This window comes from Pedococcus sp. 2YAF34 (genome assembly GCF_052114585.1).
Taxonomy (GTDB): Bacteria; Actinomycetota; Actinomycetes; order Actinomycetales; family Dermatophilaceae; genus Pedococcus.
This window is the reverse complement of sequence record NZ_JBFRFA010000017.1, coordinates 1-16677: the sequence shown is the minus strand read 5'-3', so window position 1 is coordinate 16677 and position 16677 is coordinate 1. Positions and strand designations below refer to the sequence as shown.

Genomic DNA, 16677 nt, shown 5'->3' with positions numbered 1-16677 from the left:
GGCCGCTTCCTGCCACGCCCGGCGGTCCGCCCGACCCGGCCGGGAAAGATTCCCGGGTGCACGCCTCGTCCGCGGCGGTATCTTCGAGCAGGACGCAGGAGGTGGTCGATGCGCACGAAGGGGCTCGCCAGCGCGATCGGCCTCATGACCGTCCTGCTGGCCGTCGGCGCGGTGGGGGCCACGCTCGCCGCGGGCTGGTCGTTCGACGACGCGGTGCAGGCCTTCGTCGTCAGCAACACCCTGATCGGCGTCAGCTTCGGCCTGTGCGGGGTGCTCATCGCCTGGCACCGGCCGGGCTCGGCGCTCGGCTGGATGTATGCCGCGGGCGGCCTCTGCCAGACCCTGTCCGCCCTCGCCGCGCCCCTGCAGGAGGTGCTCGGCGACGCGGGGGTGCCCACGTGGCTGCTGCGCCTTGATGGCGCCGTCTTCCAGTGGGCCTGGCCGGTCAACATCACGCTGGTCCCGCTCTCGCTGCTCCTGCTCCCGGACGGCCGGCTCGCCTCGCGACGCTGGCGCCCGGTGGCAGCCACCATCGCCGCGACCTGCCCGCTCTTCGTCCTCGAGGTGGGCCTCGACCCCGGGCAGCCGTCCGGCAGCCCCAGCCCGTACGGCACCCTCGGCGCGCGCACCTACGAGTCGCTCAGCTGGTTGTGGACGGTCAGCGAGGCGCGGTGGGTCCTGTCGGTGCTCGTCGGGATCGCGTGCCTCGTGGTGCGCTACCGGGCGGGCCCCGAGGTCGTGCGCCGGCAGCTGTTCTGGCTGGTCGCAGCGGCTGCAGTCATCGGGATCGCGGTGACCCCATGGGCGCTCGTCGCCGGCACGCCGCTCGCCGTGCTGTTCACGATCCCACTGCTCCCGGCCGCCGTCGCCGCGGCCGTCCTGCGCCACCAGCTGCTCGACATCCGGCTGGTGGTCGCCCGCGGGGTCACCTACGCGTTGCTCTCGGGCCTCGTGCTGGCCATGTATGCGGCCCTGGTGTTCGTCCTCACCGACGTCGCCTCCGCGCTGGTCGTCGCGCTGCTCGCGCTTCCCCTGCGCACCCGGCTCCAGGCCGCGGTGGACCGGCTCCTCTACGGCGACCGCGGTGACCCGCTGCGCGTCGCGTCGCGGGTCGGGCGCTCGCTCGGCATCAGCCTGCAGGCGACCCTCGAGGAGATCCGGACGACGCTGCGACTGCCCTATGTCGGGGTCTCCGGCGACGGCCAGGGCCTCGCTGCCGGGGGCACGCTCGAAGGACCGTCGGTGAGCCTGCCACTGGACGGCGGCGAGCTCCTCGTCGGCCTGCGACGAGGCGAGACACGACTCGCGCCCGCCGACGAGCGCATCCTCAGGCTGCTTTCGGGCCCGCTCTCGACCGCGGTGCACGCGACGGTCCTCCTGGAGGAGCTGCAGCGCTCGCGCGAGCGGCTCGTGTCCACCCGCGAGCACGAGCGTCGCCGGCTGCGCCGCGAGCTCCATGACGGGCTCGGGCCGCTGCTGACCGGCGTCGCGCTCTCCGCCGACACCGCAGCCAACCTCGCCGGCGGTGGCCCCGAAGACGCTGTGCAGCAACGTCTTTCGGAGGTCCGCACCGGAGCCAGATCGGCGCTTGCGGAGGTCCGCCGGATCGTCGACGACCTGGGATCGCCGGCGCTCGACGAGCAGGGGCTGGTCGCGGCGCTCCGTATCCGCGCCGGGCAGCTGCAGCGCCGGGCGGACGGGCAACCCCTGCACACCACCCTCGAGGCCGCCGAGCTGCCGGCGCTGCCACCAGCCGTCGAGCAGGCGGTGTACCGCATCGCCACCGAGGCCCTCACCAACGTCGTGAGGCACTCCCGCGCGGACTCCGTCGTCGTCCGGCTGGGCCACGACGGGGCCGAGCTGCACTGCGAGGTGCTGGACAACGGCGCCTCCACCGAGGACTGGCGGCCGGGCGTCGGGATCGTCGGGATGCAGGAACGGGTCACCGAGCTCGGCGGTGCCTGCGAGGTCGGCCCCGGTCCGGGCGGCGGCCACGTACGGGTCCGCGTGCCCACGGCACTCGCATGATCCGGGTCCTCGTCGCCGACGACCACCCTGTCGTGCGGTCGGGGCTCGTCGGCGTGCTGTCCACCCTGGAGGGTTTCCAGGTGGTCGCGGTGGTCGCGGACGGCCGCGCAGCCGTCCGCGAGGCGGTGATCCACCGTCCCGACGTGGCGCTGATGGACCTGAAGATGCCCGACGGCGACGGCTTCACGGCCATCCGCGAGCTGGGGCGGGTGGCGCCCGCGGTGCGCATCTGCGTCCTGACGATGTACGACGACGACGACTCGCTCTTCAGCGCGATGCGTGCCGGTGCGCACGGCTACCTGCTCAAGGGATCGGAGCAGGAGGACATTGCCGGGGCGGTGCGCGCCGTCGCGGCGGGTGAGGTGGTCTTCGGCCCCGGGATCGCGACCCGGGTCCTGAACCAGCTGACCGCCCCAGCGACCGCGGACGCACGGACGGCGGCGTTCGCGGACCTCACGGCCCGCGAGCTCGAGGTGCTCGACCTGCTCGCGTCAGCGCTGCCGACGGGCGCGATCGCCCGCCGCCTGGGGCTCAGCTCGAAGACGGTGAGCAACCACGTCTCCAACATCCTCGCCAAGCTGCAGGTCGCCGACCGCACCCAGGCGGCGATGCGCGCCCGCGACGCCGGTCTCGGACGGCCGCGTCCGCAGGACTGACGGACGACCTCAACCCGGCCGGCGTGCGAAGGTGGGCGTCGTGAGTGAGGAGCTGCCCGCCCTGACCGTCGAGGACCGCGCCGCTTGGCGAGCCTGGCTCCGCGAGCACCACGCCGGATCCCGCGGGGTGTGGCTGACCCTGGCGAAGAAGGGCGCCGCCGCGCCGACGAGCCTCACGTATGCCGAGGCGCTCGAGGAGGCGCTCTGCGAGGGGTGGATCGACGGGCAGGTCCGCAGCGGCGACGACCGCAGCTACCGGCAACGCTTCACGCCCCGTACCCCGCGCAGCGGCTGGTCCCAGCGCAACGTCGCCATCGTCGAGCGACTCATCGCGGAGGGGCGCATGCAGGCGCCGGGACTCGCGGCGGTCGAGCGCGCCAAGGCCGACGGCCGCTGGGACGCCGCGTACGCCGGGCCGGCGAGCATCGAGGTGCCGGCCGACCTCGCCGCAGCGCTCGACGCCGACCCTGCCGCGCGCGCGGCGTTCCAGGGCCTCGACAGCCGGAACCGGTACTCCGTGCTTTACCGCATCGAGACCGCCAAGCGGGCCGATACCCGGAGCCGACGCATCGAGCAGCTCGTCGCCATGCTCGCGCAAGGGGAGACCATCCACCCCAGGTCCGGGTCCACACCCGGGTCAGGGGGCGTCAGGCGCCGGGGGTGAGGATGCGGGACCGGCGCTGCACGACCCACGGGAACGGCGGACGCCACCGCTTCCACCGGCGGGCGATCACCAGCACAGGGACGCTGGCCCACCACGCGAGCGCGACGACCGGCACGGCGAAGAGGCAGAGCCACCACGGCCCGACCAGCCATCCGAGCAGCAGGGCCGCCACCGCCAGCAGGCCACCCACGACGTGGAGGACACCGACGAGCAGCAGTCCCGCGGTCTCCACCTGCTGGGCGTGGGCGAACGCCGCGTTGGCGATGTTCTCGACATCGTCCATCGAGCGCAGCGGCACCGCGACGGTGGTGCGCTCCCGCTCGGCCTCGCTCACGTGGTCCCGGTGCCGAGCCAGGACCTGGGCAGGGGAGCCGTCCGCCACCACGATCGAACGGCCGCGGGCGCAGTGGCGGGTCATCTCGGTCTCGAGGTCGGTGAGGCGCCGGCCATGCTGCATCCGCTTGGGCCACGGCGGGAAGACCGGCCAGCGCAGCTTCGTCTCGACCAGGGCACCGTCGGCCAGGAGGGTGCGCACCCGCAGGCTCGCGCCGCCGTACCAGTCGCCGACCTCCGCCGAGACCGTGCCGTCGGGGGTCACGAGGATCGGCTCGGGTCGTTCGGCGTTCTCGAGGAAGTAGCGCTGGATGTCCTGCTCGTAGGCCGCAGACCACTCCAACGACAGGTCGTGGCCGTTGTCCAGCACGAGGCAGCCGGCCGGCACGAGCCCGAGGTCCTCCAGCTCCGAGGCCAGCTCGGGGTGGTGGGCGTACTCGATCAGCCAGGGTGTGGCGCGGTACTCCAGCACGGTGTCCTCCTCCGCCGGCGCAGCAGGGCACGGGCCGCCCCCAGCCGGTCGGCGGTCACGCTAGGACGCGCGGAGCGCCGCAGTGCGTCGTTCCGCCCAAGCACCAGCCGATCGGGGGATGCGAGGAGGACCGACCGTGACCGGAATGTCCGTCAGCTCGCGGGGCCGAGGAACGAGCCGGCGAACGACCCCGCCGGCCGCAGCGCAGGCAGCAGCGCGGCCTGGTAGGCGTGGTAGACGTCCGGCTTGCCCGTCCAGACCGTCGTCGACGGCTGGTGGTGCTCGTCGAGCTCGTGCCGCCACGACCCGTCGACCCGGTCGATGAACCGGCGCTCCGCCTGGTCCCACCACACGGCGTACCAGTCGAGGTAGCCCTGCTCGCCGGTCGCCGCGCCCAGTGCCCAGGCTGCCGCGATGCCCTCGGCTAGCACCCAGTGCAGCCGGGTCCGGACGACGGGGGTGCCGTCGAAGTCGACCGTGTAGACGAACCCGTCCTCGCCGTCGACGTGCCAGCCGTCGCGCACCGCCGCGTCGAACAGCCCCTCGGCGTCCTCCAGCAGCCACTGCGGCGCGTCCTGGCCGCGGACGAGGTGCGCGGACCGCACGTGCAGGGCCAGCCGCGACCACTCCAGCAGGTGCCCGATCGTCACGCCGTACGGGCGGAACGGGTCGGCGGGGGAGTCGCGGTTGTAGTCGGGCGCAGCCACCCACGCGGAGGTGAAGTGCTCGGGCAGCCGCCACTCGGCCGGGCGGGCGACCTCGTGGACGACGCGGCGCACGATCCGCTCGGCACGCTGCAGCCAGACCGCTTCACCGGTGACGTCGTGGACGGCCAGTAGCGCCTCGACGGTGTGCATGTTGGCGTTGGCGCCGCGGTAGTCCTCCAGCGTGGTCCACGCGCGGTCCCACGACTCGGCGGCCATGCCCTCGTCCTCGCGCCAGAACCGGTCCTCGAACACGCCCACCGCGTCGGCCAGCAGCGCCTCGCCATCGGGGTGCCCGGCCGCGGTCGCGCTTGCCGCGGCCAGCAGCACGAAAGCGTGCTCGTAGCAACGCTTCTCGGGCACGGTCGGCTGCCCGGTGGCGACGTCGACCGCGGCGAACCACCCACCGTGCTCGGCGTCATACAGGGTCGTCCGCAGGGCGGCGACGCCGTGGTCGAGCTCGCGCCGGGCGTCCCCGTTGCCCCCGAGCACCTCGAGCGCTGCGACGTGCGTCATCCGGCAGGTGACCCAGGCCTCGACGGGGCGGTCGAGCACCGGCTGCCCCGTGTCGTCGAGCCAGGCGAACCCGCCCGTCGGGTGCACGGACCGGCGGGCGAACTCCCAGAGCCGGGCGCGTTCGGAGGCGAGGGTGTCGAGGTCGGGAGCCACAGGAAGCATGCCCGGATCGTATGACGCGGGGCCCCCACCACGGCCGCGCTGGTTGCTACGGTTCCGCTGGCGGGGGCGGCCGGCGCGCGAAGGGGAGACGATGCAGCAGGAGCACGAGGACGCGACCGTCAGGAGCGAGCCCCGGCGCCGTGCCCGCCTCCCGGAGCCGCGGCGCCGTACCCGGCTGGTGCTGGCCAGTGCGCTGATGCTGTTCGTCGAGCTGGCGCTGATCCGGTGGACGTCGTCCAACAACCTCTACCTCGTCCACCTCACCAACTTCGTCCTGCTGGCGAGCTTCCTCGGCATCGGGCTGGGGTTCCTGCGGGCCAAGGCAGAGCGCGACCTCTTCCCACTGGCGCCGGTCCTGCTCGCGGCGCTCATCGCGTTCGTCCTGGTGTTCCCCGTGCGCACCGGTACGGGGCGCGGTGGACAGTGGCAGCTCGTGGGCCTGTTCGACCTGCCGCCGCTGCCGCGTCCGCTGAGCCTGGCCGTCGTCTTCGTGCTCACCGTCGCGACCCTGATGGCGCTCGCCCAGGAGGTGGGCCGGACCTTCGCCACCTTCGCCCCGCTCGAGGCCTACCGGCTCGACGTCGTCGGCAGCCTGACCGGCATCGTCGCCTTCGCGGCGCTGTCGTTCCTGCGGCTGCCGCCGCTCGGCTGGGGCCTGGTGGCTGCCGCCGCGTTCGTCGTCCTGCTCGGCCGCCGCGCCGCCCGGGCCGGGCGCCTGCCGGCCGTTGCCCTCGCCACCCTCGTCCTCATGCTCGGCGCAGAGTCCTTCCTGGGCAGCTTCCAGTGGTCGCCCTACTACAAGATCCACACCGCCGACGTGGCCGGCGGCCTCGTGCGCGTCGAGGTCAACAACACGCCGCTGCAGACCGCCCTGCCGGTGTCGGTGATCAAGCAGAGCTCGCAGTTCTACCTCTACCCCTACACCTACGCCGGCCCGCACGACGACGTGCTGGTCGTCGGCGCCGGCACCGGCAACGACGTCGCGGTGGCCCTGGACCAGGGAGCCAAGCGGGTCGACGCCGTCGAGATCGACCCGGCGCTGCTGCAGCTCGGCCGCGACCGACACCCCGACCGGCCGTACTCCGACCCGCGGGTCACCACCCACGTCGACGACGGCCGCGCGTTCATGGAGCGCACCGACCGCCGCTACGACCTGATCCTGCTGGCGCTGCCCGACTCCGCGACCATCGTCACCGGCCAGTCGGCGCTGCGGCTGGAGAACTACCTGTTCACCACCCAGGCGCTCACCAAGGCTCGCTCGCTGCTCAAGCCCGGCGGCACGTTCGCCATGTACAACTACTACGAGCCGTGGCTGCTGGACCGCTACGCCAACACCGTCCGCACCGTCTACGGCACCGCGCCGTGCGTGCAGCTCGGCCCGAGCTACGGCCCCCGCCAGCAGGCTGTGCTCACGCTGCGCAAGGACGCCAGCACGGGTGGGTGCACCAACACCTGGACACTGCGCGCCGCCGCCCTCGAGCCCTCCGTCGACGACCGGCCGTTCCCCTACCTCGGCTCCCGCTCCATACCGTCGTTCTACCTGTGGATGCTCGGCCTGGTCCTGCTCGCCTCCGTCGTGGCCGTCCGCACGGTCGCGGGCCCGCTGCGCACCATGCGCCCGTATGCCGACCTGTTCTTCATGGGCGGCGCCTTCCTGCTGCTGGAGACCAAGAACGTCGTCCAGTTCGCGCTGCTCTTCGGCACGACCTGGGCCGTGAACGCGGCGGTCTTCGCCGGGGTGCTGCTCAGCGTCCTCGCGGCGATCGAGGTCGCCCGCCGGGTCACCATCAGGCGACCGGTCCTGCTGTACCCGGTGCTGCTCGCCGCGCTCGCGCTCGCCTGGCTCGCGCCCCAGGACAGCCTGCTGGACCTCTCCGTCGTCCCACGCTTCCTCGCCGGCGTGACGATCGCGTTCCTGCCGATCTTCGTCGCCAACCTGCTCTTCGCCGTGCGGTTCAAGGGGTCGGGGTCGAGCACGGTGGCGTTCGGCGCCAACCTGCTCGGCGCCATGGTGGGTGGCGCGCTGGAGTACCTCGCGCTCATCCTCGGCTTCAACGCCCTGCTCATCGTGGTCGCCCTGCTCTACGGGCTGGCGCTGCTCACCGGGCGCCGTCACCTGGTCGCCGCCCGCGCCTGAACCGATGAGCACCGGTGTCGCTGCACCTGCACGGACCGTGCCCCGAGCGTTTGTGGTGGCCGGTCTGCTGGGCTGCGTCCACGCTGCCTTCAGCCTCTACTGGGCGGTGGGCGGCACGGCGCTCGTCTGGTCGCTGGGCAGCGACCTCGTGGCGACGTTCCGGGGGAGGGAATGGGTGCTCGCTCCGATCGGTGCACTGAAGCTCGTCGCAGCGCTGGCGCCCCTCCTCCTGGCCTCGAACGGCTGGCCGGCCGGGCAGGTCGCGCGGTCCGCGTGCTGGCTCGGTGCGGCGGTCCTGGTCCTGTGGGGTGGTCTCAACACGGTGGTGGCCAACTCGTGCTCGTGGGCGCGATCCACCCGTCCTCGGGCTTCGACCGCCCAGGGATGGTCGGCCACGCCTGGCTGTGGGACCCGTTGTTCCTCCTGTGGGGCGCGTCGGTCGTCCTGGGCCTCCGCGCCCGAGCAGGTGCGAGCGGCGCCCGGCGCGACCGTTAGGGTTTGCAGGGTGCTGAGGACGACGGCGGCTGTGGTCGCAGGCAAGGCCGCGCGCGCGGCGTCCCGTCTCCGCGGCGGTGGCTCCGCCCTGCCGGGGCTGGTGGCCGAGAAGGTAGACCCGGGGTTCCTCACCCACGCGCTCGCCGACGTCCGCGGCGGCATCGTGGTGGTCAGCGGCACCAACGGCAAGACGACCACCACCAAGATGCTCGTCGCCGTGCTGCGAGCCCATGGCCGCACCGTCTTCACCAACCCCACGGGCAGCAACTTCACCCGCGGCGTCATCTCCTCGATGCTCGGCGAGCTGCCGGTGAGCGGCCGCCTGGCCGCGGACCTCGCGGTGCTCGAGCTCGACGAGGCGCACGCCCTCAAGTTCGCCGCGGCCGTCAAGCCCACCCACGCGCTGCTGCTCAACGTCGCCCGCGACCAGCTCGACCGGTTCGCTGAGATCGACCACACCGCCCAGCTCCTGGCCAGCCTCGCCGAGCAGACGACCACCGGCGTCGTGCTCAACCTCGACGACTCCTTCGTCTCCCGCATCCGCGACCGCGTCGCCGACGGCGTCCAGGTCCGCTACTTCGGTGTCGACGCCTCCATCGCCGACCGCCTGCCCGAGCTGCAGGAGCAGGACGTGCGGTTCGAGGACGACTTCGTGCCGCCGGTCGCCGGTCCCGACGACGGCCTGCTCAAGCCGAGCGATGAGCGGTCGTTCGAGGTGCTGTTCGGCGACGGCTCCGCCGGCTCTGGCACGGTCGGCCCGCTCGAGCTCCAGCAGCGCGGCCTCGCCGCGATGATCAACGCCACGGCCGCCACCGCCACGGCGCGCCTGCTCCTCGGCGACGTCTTCGACCCGGCCAGGGCCGCCGAGGCCCTGCGCGCGGTGACCCCGCCGTTCGGCCGGGGCGAGGTCGTCATGGTCGACGGCCAGCCGCTCGAGCTGGTCCTGGTGAAGAACCCGGCCGGGTTCACGGTCGCCCTGGGCACCTACGGCTCCACGCCGGTCGCGACGATGGTCGCCATCAACGACAACTACGCCGACGGCCGCGACGTCTCCTGGCTCTACGACGTGAGCTTCGAGAGCCTGCGGCAGCGCGGCGTCGCCGTGACCAGCGGCGTCCGCGGCTACGACATGGCGTTGCGCCTGCAGTACGACGACGTGCCCGTCGAGCGGGTCGAGCCCGACCTCGAGGCGGCGCTCGACGCGTTCCTTGCCGCGCACCGCGACGAGCCCAAGCGGATCTTCTGCACCTACACCGCGATGATGGCGCTGCGCCGGGTGCTCGCCGCCAGATACGACCTGCCCGACATCGGCGAGGAGGCGTCATGACCATCCAGCCACCAGCCCACGCGAACCCCGCGCAGTCCGAGCCCGCCCAGCACGGTGCCACGGCGGCCCACCCCCAGGACGTGTTCATCCCGGGGGAGCCGCAGGACTCCGCGGTCGTCCCCGACGCCGAGCGCGAGGGCAAGGGCGCCATCCACCTGGTGCACCTCTACCCGCGCGAGATGAGCATCTACGGCGACCTCGGCAACACCCGCGCGCTCGCCGCCCGCATCCGCCGGCACGGCTACAGCCCCGTCGTGCACCAGCACCACCCGGGCAGCGCGTTCCCCGAGACCGTGCACCTCGTGGTCGGCGGCGGCGGCCAGGACTCCGGGCAGGTGCGGGTCGAGGCCGACCTCGAGCAGATCTCCGACCGGCTGCGCAGGCTCGCCAGCGACGGGACGCCGATGCTCATGATCTGCGGGATGTACCAGCTGTTCGGCAACGCCTTCATCACCGTCGAGGGCAAGCGGCTCCCGGGCCTCGGCATCCTCGACGTCACGACCCAGGGCAACGCCAAGCGCATGATCGGCCCGGTCGTCCTCAGCACGGAGTTCGGCGACGTCGTCGGCTACGAGAACCACTCCGGCTCGACGACGCTCGGAGACGGCCAGGCGCCGTTCGGGACGGTGCGCGCCGGGTTCGGAAACAACGGCACCGACCGCACCGAGGGTGCCCGCACGGCCAACGTCATCGGCTCCTACCTGCACGGCCCCATCCTCCCGGCCAACCCGGCGCTCGCCGACGCGCTCATCGCCCTTGCCGCCGAGCGCGCCACCGGACGGCCGTTCGAGCCGGCCCCGCAGGACGACGGTTTCGCCGACGAGGCCCGCACGCGTCAGGTGCGCCGGCTCGTCAAGCGCTGACCACTGCCCGGTATGCAGCCGCAGCAGCACCTGACCGACCGTTCCACGCCCGTGCCCGCACGGGTCCCCCCGAAAGTCCTGGACCTGTTCGCCGCCCCGGACGACGTCCGGCCCCTGCCCGGGGGCGGCGGTGGCAGTGTCGTCGCCGGCGACCTGGTGCTGTCGCCGGGGCGGGACGCGGCGACCCAGGACTGGTTGAGCCCGGTCCTGGCCCGCCTCGCGGTGGCCCTCGACCTGGAGCGGCCGGGGACCGTCCGGATCGCCATGCCGATCCCTGCCCGGGACGGCTCCTGGGTGGTCGACGGCTGGGCCGCGAGCCGGTTCGAGCCCGACACGACCGCCTGCACCGACCTCGACGTCCTCGTGGCGACCGGCCGGGTGCTGCACGCCCGCCTGGCCGTCGCGGTGCCCGAGCGCCCTGCCGGGCTCGACGCGCGGACCGACTGCTGGGCGCAGGCCGACCGCCTCGTCCATGGTGGCGGCGCCGCACTGCGTGACGCGGTCGCGCGATACGGGTCCGACCTCGCCGACCAGTGGGTGGGCGAGCTCGACGACGCGGCCGGGGGAGGAGCGACGGGGCCCGGGCAGGCGCAGCTGGTCCACGGTGACCTCGCGGGCAACGTCCTGCTCGACGCGACGGGCACCCCGGTGGTCATCGACCTCGCGCCGTACTGGTGGCCGCCGTCGTGGGCCGAGGCGGTGTGCGTCCTCGACGCCGTCCTGTGGCACGGTGCGGACCCAGCGGTACTGGTGCAGTGGCAGGACCCCGTCCGGCGTCCGGTGCTGCTGCGGGCCGCGCTGTTCCGGCTCCTCAGCGAGGTGCCGGGTAGCCTCCTGACGCCCGACCTGGCGCGGGCCGTCGACCCCGCCCGGCTACGAGCCCTCTAGGGCTTCTGCGGCAGGTCCTCAGGCGTCGGGGTCGCTGCCCCAGTCCAGCCGCAGCGCGATGAGCGCGGCCAGCGTCGCCGACTCGCCGTCGCGGCCGCCCGCGCCGACCTGCAGCGGCGGGGGCGTCGGCGCGATGGCGACGGTGCGCCACCGGCCGAACCGCTCCGGCGGCACGACGAGCACGTAGTAGGAGCCGTCGGTCCCGATCCCGATCGACTCGTCGCGGCGCAGGTACCAGCCCCGGACACCCGTGCGGTAGCGGCCACGGCCCGACCAGGGGCGCGCCGTGAGCTCCTCGGTGGGGAAGCCGGCCTCGGTCGCGCGGGTGACGAACTCGTCGACGAGCACCTGGGCCCGCACCGACTCCCGCTCACGGCGCCGCTGGTCGGCGGCCACGTGGTAGTCGGCGGCCTCTGCGCGCTCCGCGGCTCGGCGACGGCGCTCCTCCTCGTCCTCACCCATGCGCGTGCTCCTCGACCGGTTCCTTCTTGGGGCTGAACGACCACGCGAGCCACCCGAGGGCACCCAGCGGGATCTCCATGAGGTGGGTGTAGACGGAGAAAAGGATGGCGCCGGCGAACGCCTCCGCCGGCCCGGCACCCCAGGCGATGAGCGCCGACGTGGTGACCGCCTCGGTCACCCCCAGCCCGCCGGGGGTGACCCCGACCGCCGTGGCCAGGCGCCCGATCGCGTATGCCGCGAAGAGCTGCCCGTAGTAGAGGTGCACGCCCGTGGCATCCATGCACACCAGGAAGAGCAGGTAGTAGACGCCGAAGAAGCCGACGAGGCCCAGGGTCATGCTGAGCCAGCCGGTCCGGACCACGTCGTTGATGCGCGCCCGGAGGTCGACGACGAGGTCCCTGACGCTCATGCTGCGGCGGCGCCACAGCCGGCCGAGCACCTTGTCGATGCCCTGGCCGATGGCCACCGCGGCCCGTTCGGAGACGAGGACCGCCACGAACGCGCCGAGGAGGAGCGCGCCGCTGAACGCACCGCCGATCGCGGCGTCCTGCAGCTTCTTCGGGACGTCGGCGTCCGCCCCGGCGAGCAGGGCGACGATCGCAACGAGGGGCAGGGCGATGCGGGCCAGCACGTTCCACACGCCGGTGACGATGGCCGACGTGGAGATGTCACGGCGGGAGAACCCCCACGAGCGGCAGATCGTGTAGGTCGCGGCCAGGCCGGCCGCGCCGCCACCGGGCAGCAGGTTGCCCACGGACGACCCGGCGACGTTGACGATCAGGGCCTGCCAGTGCCGCAGCCCGTGCAGCGACCCGGTGAGCGTGAAGGTGTAGCAGTAGAGGCCGACCACGACTCCCCCGAGCAGCACCAGGGCGGTGGCCACCGGCACGCGGTCCAGCACCTGCCAGACCTCGCCCCAGGAGACGTGGGAGACGCGGGGGAGTCCCCACACCAGCAGGACCGCCGCCAGTCCGAGGCCCAGAACTCCCTGCAGGACGGTGCGACCGCGCGAGCGTGCCGGGCGCTGGGCCGGTCCCTCGGTGGTTGCGGTCCCGGCGCTCACGGCAGGCCCTCGAAGATGTCGGTCGCCACCCGGTGGCCCGGGGGGCTCGCAGGGTCGATGAACCACTCGCGCCCGAAGACGAGGTCGTAGAGGGGACGGGGGATGCGCAGGAACGCCGCCAGCGTGCGGTCGGCGCCCCCCTCCGCGCTCGCCTGCGACGCGTGGGCGCGCATGGAGGCGCGCTTCGCGGCGGCATACCGGCGCACGGAGATGCGGTGGGTGATCTCGGACCGCGCGCTGAAGGCCCGGCGGAAGCTGTCGCGGTCGAACTCCGGCGGGAAGTGGTGGAACTTCGCGGCGAGGTCGAGCCCCCGGTTGATGGCGTCCCGCGGCACGGTGGCCTCGAGCACCCGGGGTGTCCCGGCGAGCTCGGCCGCCCTGGCGCCGACGACGTGCACCTTGACGTGGTCGCGGTGGCCGTAGCCCCCGTTGCGGTCGTAGGTGAGCAGCACGTCGGCCTGCTCCTCGCGCAGGATCGCTGCCAGCCGCTGGGCCGCCTCGTCGATGTCGACCCGGACGAAGCGCTCGCGCCCCGGGGGGTCGGGGTGGGCGCCGTCCACCATCCCGCTGTCGGCGTAGCCGAGCCACTCGACGCGTGCGACGCCCAGCGCCTGCGCGCTCCGGCGCAGCTCGTCCAGGCGACGGTCGCCGAGCCGGCCGTCGGCGGCGTACTCGTCCGAGGCGAGGCCGAGGTCGCCGTCGGTCGCCACGACCGTGACCACCCGGTGGCCCTCCGCTGCGGCGCGCGCCATCGTCCCCGACGTGAGGAGCGCCTCGTCGTCGGGGTGCGCGTGGAACGCCACCAGGGTGCGGGTCATCACGAGCCATCCTGTCGCATGGCAGGCTCTAGCCCGTGAAGGTGGCGCTGCTGACGGACTGTTACCTGCCCAGGCTGGGTGGGATCGAGGTCCAGACGCACGACCTCGCGGCCCAGCTGGTCGCCCGCGGGCACGAGGTGGAGGTCTTCACGGCCACGCCCGGGGCACGCGGCGAGCGCCACGGGGTCGTCGAGCTCGTCGACGGGATCCCGGTGCACCGCATGGCGATCCGGCTCCCGTGGGAGCTCCCGGTCAACCCGTTCGCGCCGCCGGAGGTGCGCCGCCGCCTGCAGGGCGGCGGCTTCGACGTGGCGCACGTGCACATGGGCGTGGTCAGCCCGTTCGCGACCGACCTCGCGCGTGTCGCCCTCGGGCTGGGCCTGCCGACCGCCGCCACCTGGCACTGCCTGATGGAGCGCTCGCGACCGCTGTTCCGGGCGCTGGGGCACGCCCGGCGGTGGGGCGGGCGTGGGGCCGCGCTCTCGGCCGTGTCGGGCGTCGCCGCGGCCTCGGTCCAGGCGGTGGTGGGGGAGGGCAGCGAGGTCCGTGTCCTCCCCAACGGCATCGACGTGGGTCTCTGGGCGCCACCCTCGACGCCGGTGCGCGACCCGGGCGCCCCCGTGGAGGTCGTGGCGTCCATGCGCCTGGCCGCGCGCAAGCGCCCGATGGCCGCGCTCGAGGTGGCCGAGGCTGCCCGACGGCTCCTGCCCGCCGACCGGGCCATGCGGCTGACGCTCTTCGGGGAGGGGCCGGAGCGGGGGCGGCTCGAGCGGTTCGTCGCCGCCCACCAGATGGGCGACTGGGTGCGGCTGCCCGGCCGCGTCGACCGGGACGAGCTGCGCAGGAGCTACTGGCGCAGCGACGTCTACCTCACGCCGGCCCGGCTCGAGGCGTTCGGCATCGCGGCACTCGAGGCCCGCACGGCCGGTCTGCCCGTGGTCGCCCGCGCCGACACCGGGGTGGGCGACTTCGTCACCGACGGCGAGGACGGCCTGCTCGGCTCCGACGACCAGGCGATGGTCCGCGCCCTGGTCGACCTCGTGTGCGACGACGCGGTCCGCACGCGCATCGCCACCCACAACCGGGAGGTGCCGCCGGCGCAGGCGTGGCCCGCCGTCGTCGACCTCGCCGAGTCCGAGTACCGCCGGGCGGGTGCGTCGTGACCCCCGTCCCCGCGACGTCCCTGCAGGTACGCGGCCGCGGGCACGACGGCCGGGAGGTGGTCGCGTTCGTCCTCGAGCACGGCGCCGACCCGGTCCGCGAGCTGGGCCGTCGCGGGTGGGGCGGCGCGCGCCTGCTGGACGCGCTGCGCCACGGCGACGGCTCGCTCACGCTCGACTACGCCGTCCAACCGGTCGAGCCCGTCGAGGTGCCCTCCGCGCAGGTGCCCACGGACCCCGGCCTGGTGCTCGAGCCCGGGGAGGTGCCGGAGGTGCACCAGCGCACCGCGGCCTACGGCGTCGTCACCAGCGAGCGCGGCGTCCTGCTCACCGAGCTCTCCGCCCTGACGTCGGCGCCCGGGCGGTGGACCCTGCCCGGCGGCGGCCTCGACCCCGGCGAGGAGCCGGTCGCGGCGCTGCACCGGGAGGTCTGGGAGGAGAGCGGCCAGCAGGTCCAGGGCGTGCGCCTGCTCGAGGCGCACACCTCCCACTGGGTGGGCCGGGCGCCGAGCGGCCGGCTCGAGGACTTCCACGCCGTGCGCATCGTGTATGCCGCGTGGTGCCCACAGCCCACCGACCCCGTCGTCCACGACATCGGTGGGTCGACGGAGTCGGTGCGCTGGGTGCGGGTCGAGGAGCTGGGCCGCTACCACCTCGGCCGGTCGTTCGGCCCCCACATGTCGCGGTGGCTCGGCCGGTCCTGAGGCCCTGAGGCCCTGTGGCTGTGACGCTCGGCCCCGCGGTCAGGAGCGGGCGTTGCGCCGGTTGGAGCCGGCCAGGCCGACGATGCCCAGCACCACCAGGACCGCGCCCATGGCGACGAACCCGAGCGGGCCCACGTCGCCCCAGTCGATGGTGAGGTTGCCCAGCTCCTGGGCCAGCACGATCCCCCCGACCGCGAGGCAGACCAGACCCAGCAGGACCGCCGGGATGTGCGGCCCGGTCGGTCGCGGCGGCACAGGTGGCGCCCAGGCGGCCGGAGCCGTGGTGGGGACCGGTTGTCCGGCCGGCGTGGCCTCGGTGGCGGCGCGGTGGTCGTCGACCGGGAGCTGCTGGGTGGGGTCGGTGGCGGACCGCTGCTCGGCCGTCGCGAACTCGGGTGTGGCCTGCTCGGCCGTCGCGTGCTCGGCGGTGGTGTCGCCCCACAGTTCCTGCGTGGCGTCCGGGCGCTCCTCCTGCGGGTCGTTCCGGGTCTCGTCGTGGGGGCTGGTCATGGCGTTCACTCCTTGCCGATCAGGATCTGGCCGAGGCCCACGTGGGCGTCGACGACGACGTCGGGGGTTCCGGTCCCGAACGTCTCGACGGTGCTGATGTTGCGGCCGTCACCGTTGCCGCTCGTGTCGACCGAGTCGAGGGTGCCGGGGGCGGCCTTGGTGATCTGGCCGGCCCCGACCGAGCTGCGGACCTCGACGGTCAGGTTGTCGGGGACCCGGATGCGCAGCTCGCCGACGCCCACCCGCGCCTCGACGTCGCGGGCCGTGCCCGGGTTGTCGGGCAGCGCGGTGAGGTCGAGCTCTGCCGACCCGATGCTGAGCCGGTAGGACTTCGTCGTGTCGGTGACCGACGGGCGCCAGACGCGCTCGCCGACACCGCCCCCGAACGTCACGTCCGGGACGACCGACGCGGTCCAGGTGACGATGACCAGGACGACGGCGACGAAGCCGGTGAGCCCGGTGCGCCGCCCGGCGAACCCGAGGGCCAGGACGCCGAGCCCGACGACGGCGAGGGCGGCGCACAGGGCGACCGTCTGGTCGCTGCCGGCCCAGTCGTTGGCCTGGTGGGCCCACGTGGTCAGCCCGTAGGCGGCGACGGCGAGGCCGCTGATGAGCAGCGTCGCGCCGAAGCCTCCCGAGCGTCGCCGTGGCGGACGAGGCGCCCGCGGCGGCTTGGGCGGACGCGGCTGCCGACCCGCGGGCGGTGCCGGGGGAG

The 16677-nt window shown here is 74.0% G+C and carries 15 protein-coding genes and 1 pseudogene; 9 read left to right on the top strand and 7 right to left on the bottom strand.

Features of this window, described 5'->3' with window-relative positions; all coding sequences use genetic code 11:
• Positions 1–108 precede the first annotated feature (108 nt).
• From AB4Z02_RS10810 to AB4Z02_RS10800, 3 genes are read left to right on the top strand one after another with little or no spacing between them, the layout of a single operon-like run.
• A complete protein-coding gene (locus AB4Z02_RS10810) occupies positions 109–2028 on the top strand; it encodes a sensor histidine kinase (protein ID WP_056882388.1) in 1920 nt (639 codons plus the stop codon).
• The gene (locus AB4Z02_RS10805; RefSeq protein ID WP_056882389.1) at positions 2025–2684 is read left to right on the top strand and encodes a response regulator; all 660 of its coding nucleotides are present in this window, start codon (positions 2025–2027) and stop codon (positions 2682–2684) included. The genes AB4Z02_RS10810 and AB4Z02_RS10805 overlap by 4 nt, the downstream gene beginning before the upstream one ends.
• Positions 2685–2724: 40 nt before the next feature.
• Positions 2725–3348 carry a YdeI/OmpD-associated family protein gene (locus tag AB4Z02_RS10800; RefSeq protein WP_441970909.1) on the top strand — a complete coding sequence of 208 codons (624 nt, stop codon included), beginning with the start codon at positions 2725–2727 and terminating at the stop codon, positions 3346–3348.
• On the opposite strand, the gene AB4Z02_RS10795 is transcribed toward AB4Z02_RS10800, so the two are convergent.
• Together AB4Z02_RS10795 and AB4Z02_RS10790 are read right to left on the bottom strand one after the other, a co-directional pair.
• Positions 3332–4153 carry a hypothetical protein gene (locus AB4Z02_RS10795; RefSeq protein ID WP_441970908.1) on the bottom strand — a complete coding sequence of 274 codons (822 nt, stop codon included), beginning with the start codon at positions 4151–4153 and terminating at the stop codon, positions 3332–3334. The genes AB4Z02_RS10800 and AB4Z02_RS10795 overlap by 17 nt on opposite strands.
• Positions 4154–4305: 152 nt before the next feature.
• Entirely contained in the window at positions 4306–5535 is a 1230-nt protein-coding gene (locus AB4Z02_RS10790) for an AGE family epimerase/isomerase (RefSeq protein WP_441970906.1), read from the bottom strand.
• Between the two features lie 91 nt (positions 5536–5626).
• Between AB4Z02_RS10790 and AB4Z02_RS10785 the strand changes: the two genes are divergently transcribed.
• From AB4Z02_RS10785 to AB4Z02_RS10770, 4 genes are all read left to right on the top strand, one after another.
• On the top strand, positions 5627–7672 hold the full coding sequence (locus AB4Z02_RS10785; RefSeq protein WP_441970904.1) for a hypothetical protein: 2046 nt from the start codon (positions 5627–5629) through the stop codon (positions 7670–7672).
• Between the two features lie 505 nt (positions 7673–8177).
• Positions 8178–9494: a MurT ligase domain-containing protein gene (locus AB4Z02_RS10780; protein ID WP_441970902.1), complete on the top strand. Its 1317-nt coding sequence runs from the start codon at positions 8178–8180 to the stop codon at positions 9492–9494.
• A complete protein-coding gene (locus AB4Z02_RS10775; RefSeq protein WP_441970900.1) occupies positions 9491–10357 on the top strand; it encodes a type 1 glutamine amidotransferase in 867 nt (288 codons plus the stop codon). The genes AB4Z02_RS10780 and AB4Z02_RS10775 overlap by 4 nt, the downstream gene beginning before the upstream one ends.
• Before the next feature lie 12 nt (positions 10358–10369).
• Entirely contained in the window at positions 10370–11245 is an 876-nt protein-coding gene (locus tag AB4Z02_RS10770) for an aminoglycoside phosphotransferase (RefSeq protein WP_441970898.1), read from the top strand.
• Between the two features lie 18 nt (positions 11246–11263).
• On the opposite strand, the gene AB4Z02_RS10765 is transcribed toward AB4Z02_RS10770, so the two are convergent.
• From AB4Z02_RS10765 to AB4Z02_RS10755, 3 genes are read right to left on the bottom strand one after another with little or no spacing between them, the layout of a single operon-like run.
• Complete coding sequence (locus AB4Z02_RS10765; RefSeq protein WP_441970897.1) at positions 11264–11707, bottom strand: hypothetical protein; 444 nt, start codon at positions 11705–11707, stop codon at positions 11264–11266.
• Entirely contained in the window at positions 11700–12770 is a 1071-nt protein-coding gene (locus AB4Z02_RS10760) for a lysylphosphatidylglycerol synthase transmembrane domain-containing protein (protein ID WP_441970895.1), read from the bottom strand. The genes AB4Z02_RS10765 and AB4Z02_RS10760 overlap by 8 nt, the downstream gene beginning before the upstream one ends.
• Complete coding sequence (locus AB4Z02_RS10755) at positions 12767–13588, bottom strand: PIG-L deacetylase family protein (RefSeq protein WP_441970893.1); 822 nt, start codon at positions 13586–13588, stop codon at positions 12767–12769. The genes AB4Z02_RS10760 and AB4Z02_RS10755 overlap by 4 nt, the downstream gene beginning before the upstream one ends.
• 41 nt (positions 13589–13629) lie before the next feature.
• On the opposite strand from AB4Z02_RS10755, the gene AB4Z02_RS10750 reads away from it, so the two are divergent.
• Both AB4Z02_RS10750 and AB4Z02_RS10745 read left to right on the top strand, forming a co-directional pair.
• Positions 13630–14751 carry a glycosyltransferase gene (locus tag AB4Z02_RS10750; protein WP_441970891.1) on the top strand — a complete coding sequence of 374 codons (1122 nt, stop codon included), beginning with the start codon at positions 13630–13632 and terminating at the stop codon, positions 14749–14751.
• Positions 14748–15452, top strand: a complete 705-nt coding sequence (locus AB4Z02_RS10745; protein ID WP_441970889.1) for an NUDIX hydrolase — start codon at positions 14748–14750, stop codon at positions 15450–15452. Before AB4Z02_RS10750 ends, AB4Z02_RS10745 begins: the two co-directional genes overlap by 4 nt.
• A 39-nt stretch (positions 15453–15491) precedes the next feature.
• Here AB4Z02_RS10745 and AB4Z02_RS10740 read toward each other — a convergent pair whose 3' ends face one another.
• Complete coding sequence (locus tag AB4Z02_RS10740; protein ID WP_441970887.1) at positions 15492–15962, bottom strand: hypothetical protein; 471 nt, start codon at positions 15960–15962, stop codon at positions 15492–15494.
• A 5-nt stretch (positions 15963–15967) separates the two neighbouring features.
• Positions 15968–16677: pseudogene (locus AB4Z02_RS10735) on the bottom strand (hypothetical protein); the annotation flags it as partial.

Excerpts from the sequence above, each read along its gene's own strand:
- AB4Z02_RS10770 (WP_441970898.1), top strand. The coding sequence starts at position 10,370 with ATGCAGCCGCAGCAGCACCTGACCGACCGTTCCACGCCCGTGCCCGCA.
- AB4Z02_RS10755 (WP_441970893.1), bottom strand. The coding sequence starts at position 13,588 with ATGACCCGCACCCTGGTGGCGTTCCACGCGCACCCCGACGACGAGGCG.
- AB4Z02_RS10785 (WP_441970904.1), top strand. The coding sequence starts at position 5,627 with ATGCAGCAGGAGCACGAGGACGCGACCGTCAGGAGCGAGCCCCGGCGC.
- AB4Z02_RS10740 (WP_441970887.1), bottom strand. The coding sequence starts at position 15,962 with ATGACCAGCCCCCACGACGAGACCCGGAACGACCCGCAGGAGGAGCGC.
- AB4Z02_RS10775 (WP_441970900.1), top strand. The coding sequence starts at position 9,491 with ATGACCATCCAGCCACCAGCCCACGCGAACCCCGCGCAGTCCGAGCCC.
- AB4Z02_RS10790 (WP_441970906.1), bottom strand. The coding sequence starts at position 5,535 with ATGCTTCCTGTGGCTCCCGACCTCGACACCCTCGCCTCCGAACGCGCC.
- AB4Z02_RS10810 (WP_056882388.1), top strand. The coding sequence starts at position 109 with ATGCGCACGAAGGGGCTCGCCAGCGCGATCGGCCTCATGACCGTCCTG.
- AB4Z02_RS10805 (WP_056882389.1), top strand. The coding sequence starts at position 2,025 with ATGATCCGGGTCCTCGTCGCCGACGACCACCCTGTCGTGCGGTCGGGG.
- AB4Z02_RS10765 (WP_441970897.1), bottom strand. The coding sequence starts at position 11,707 with ATGGGTGAGGACGAGGAGGAGCGCCGTCGCCGAGCCGCGGAGCGCGCA.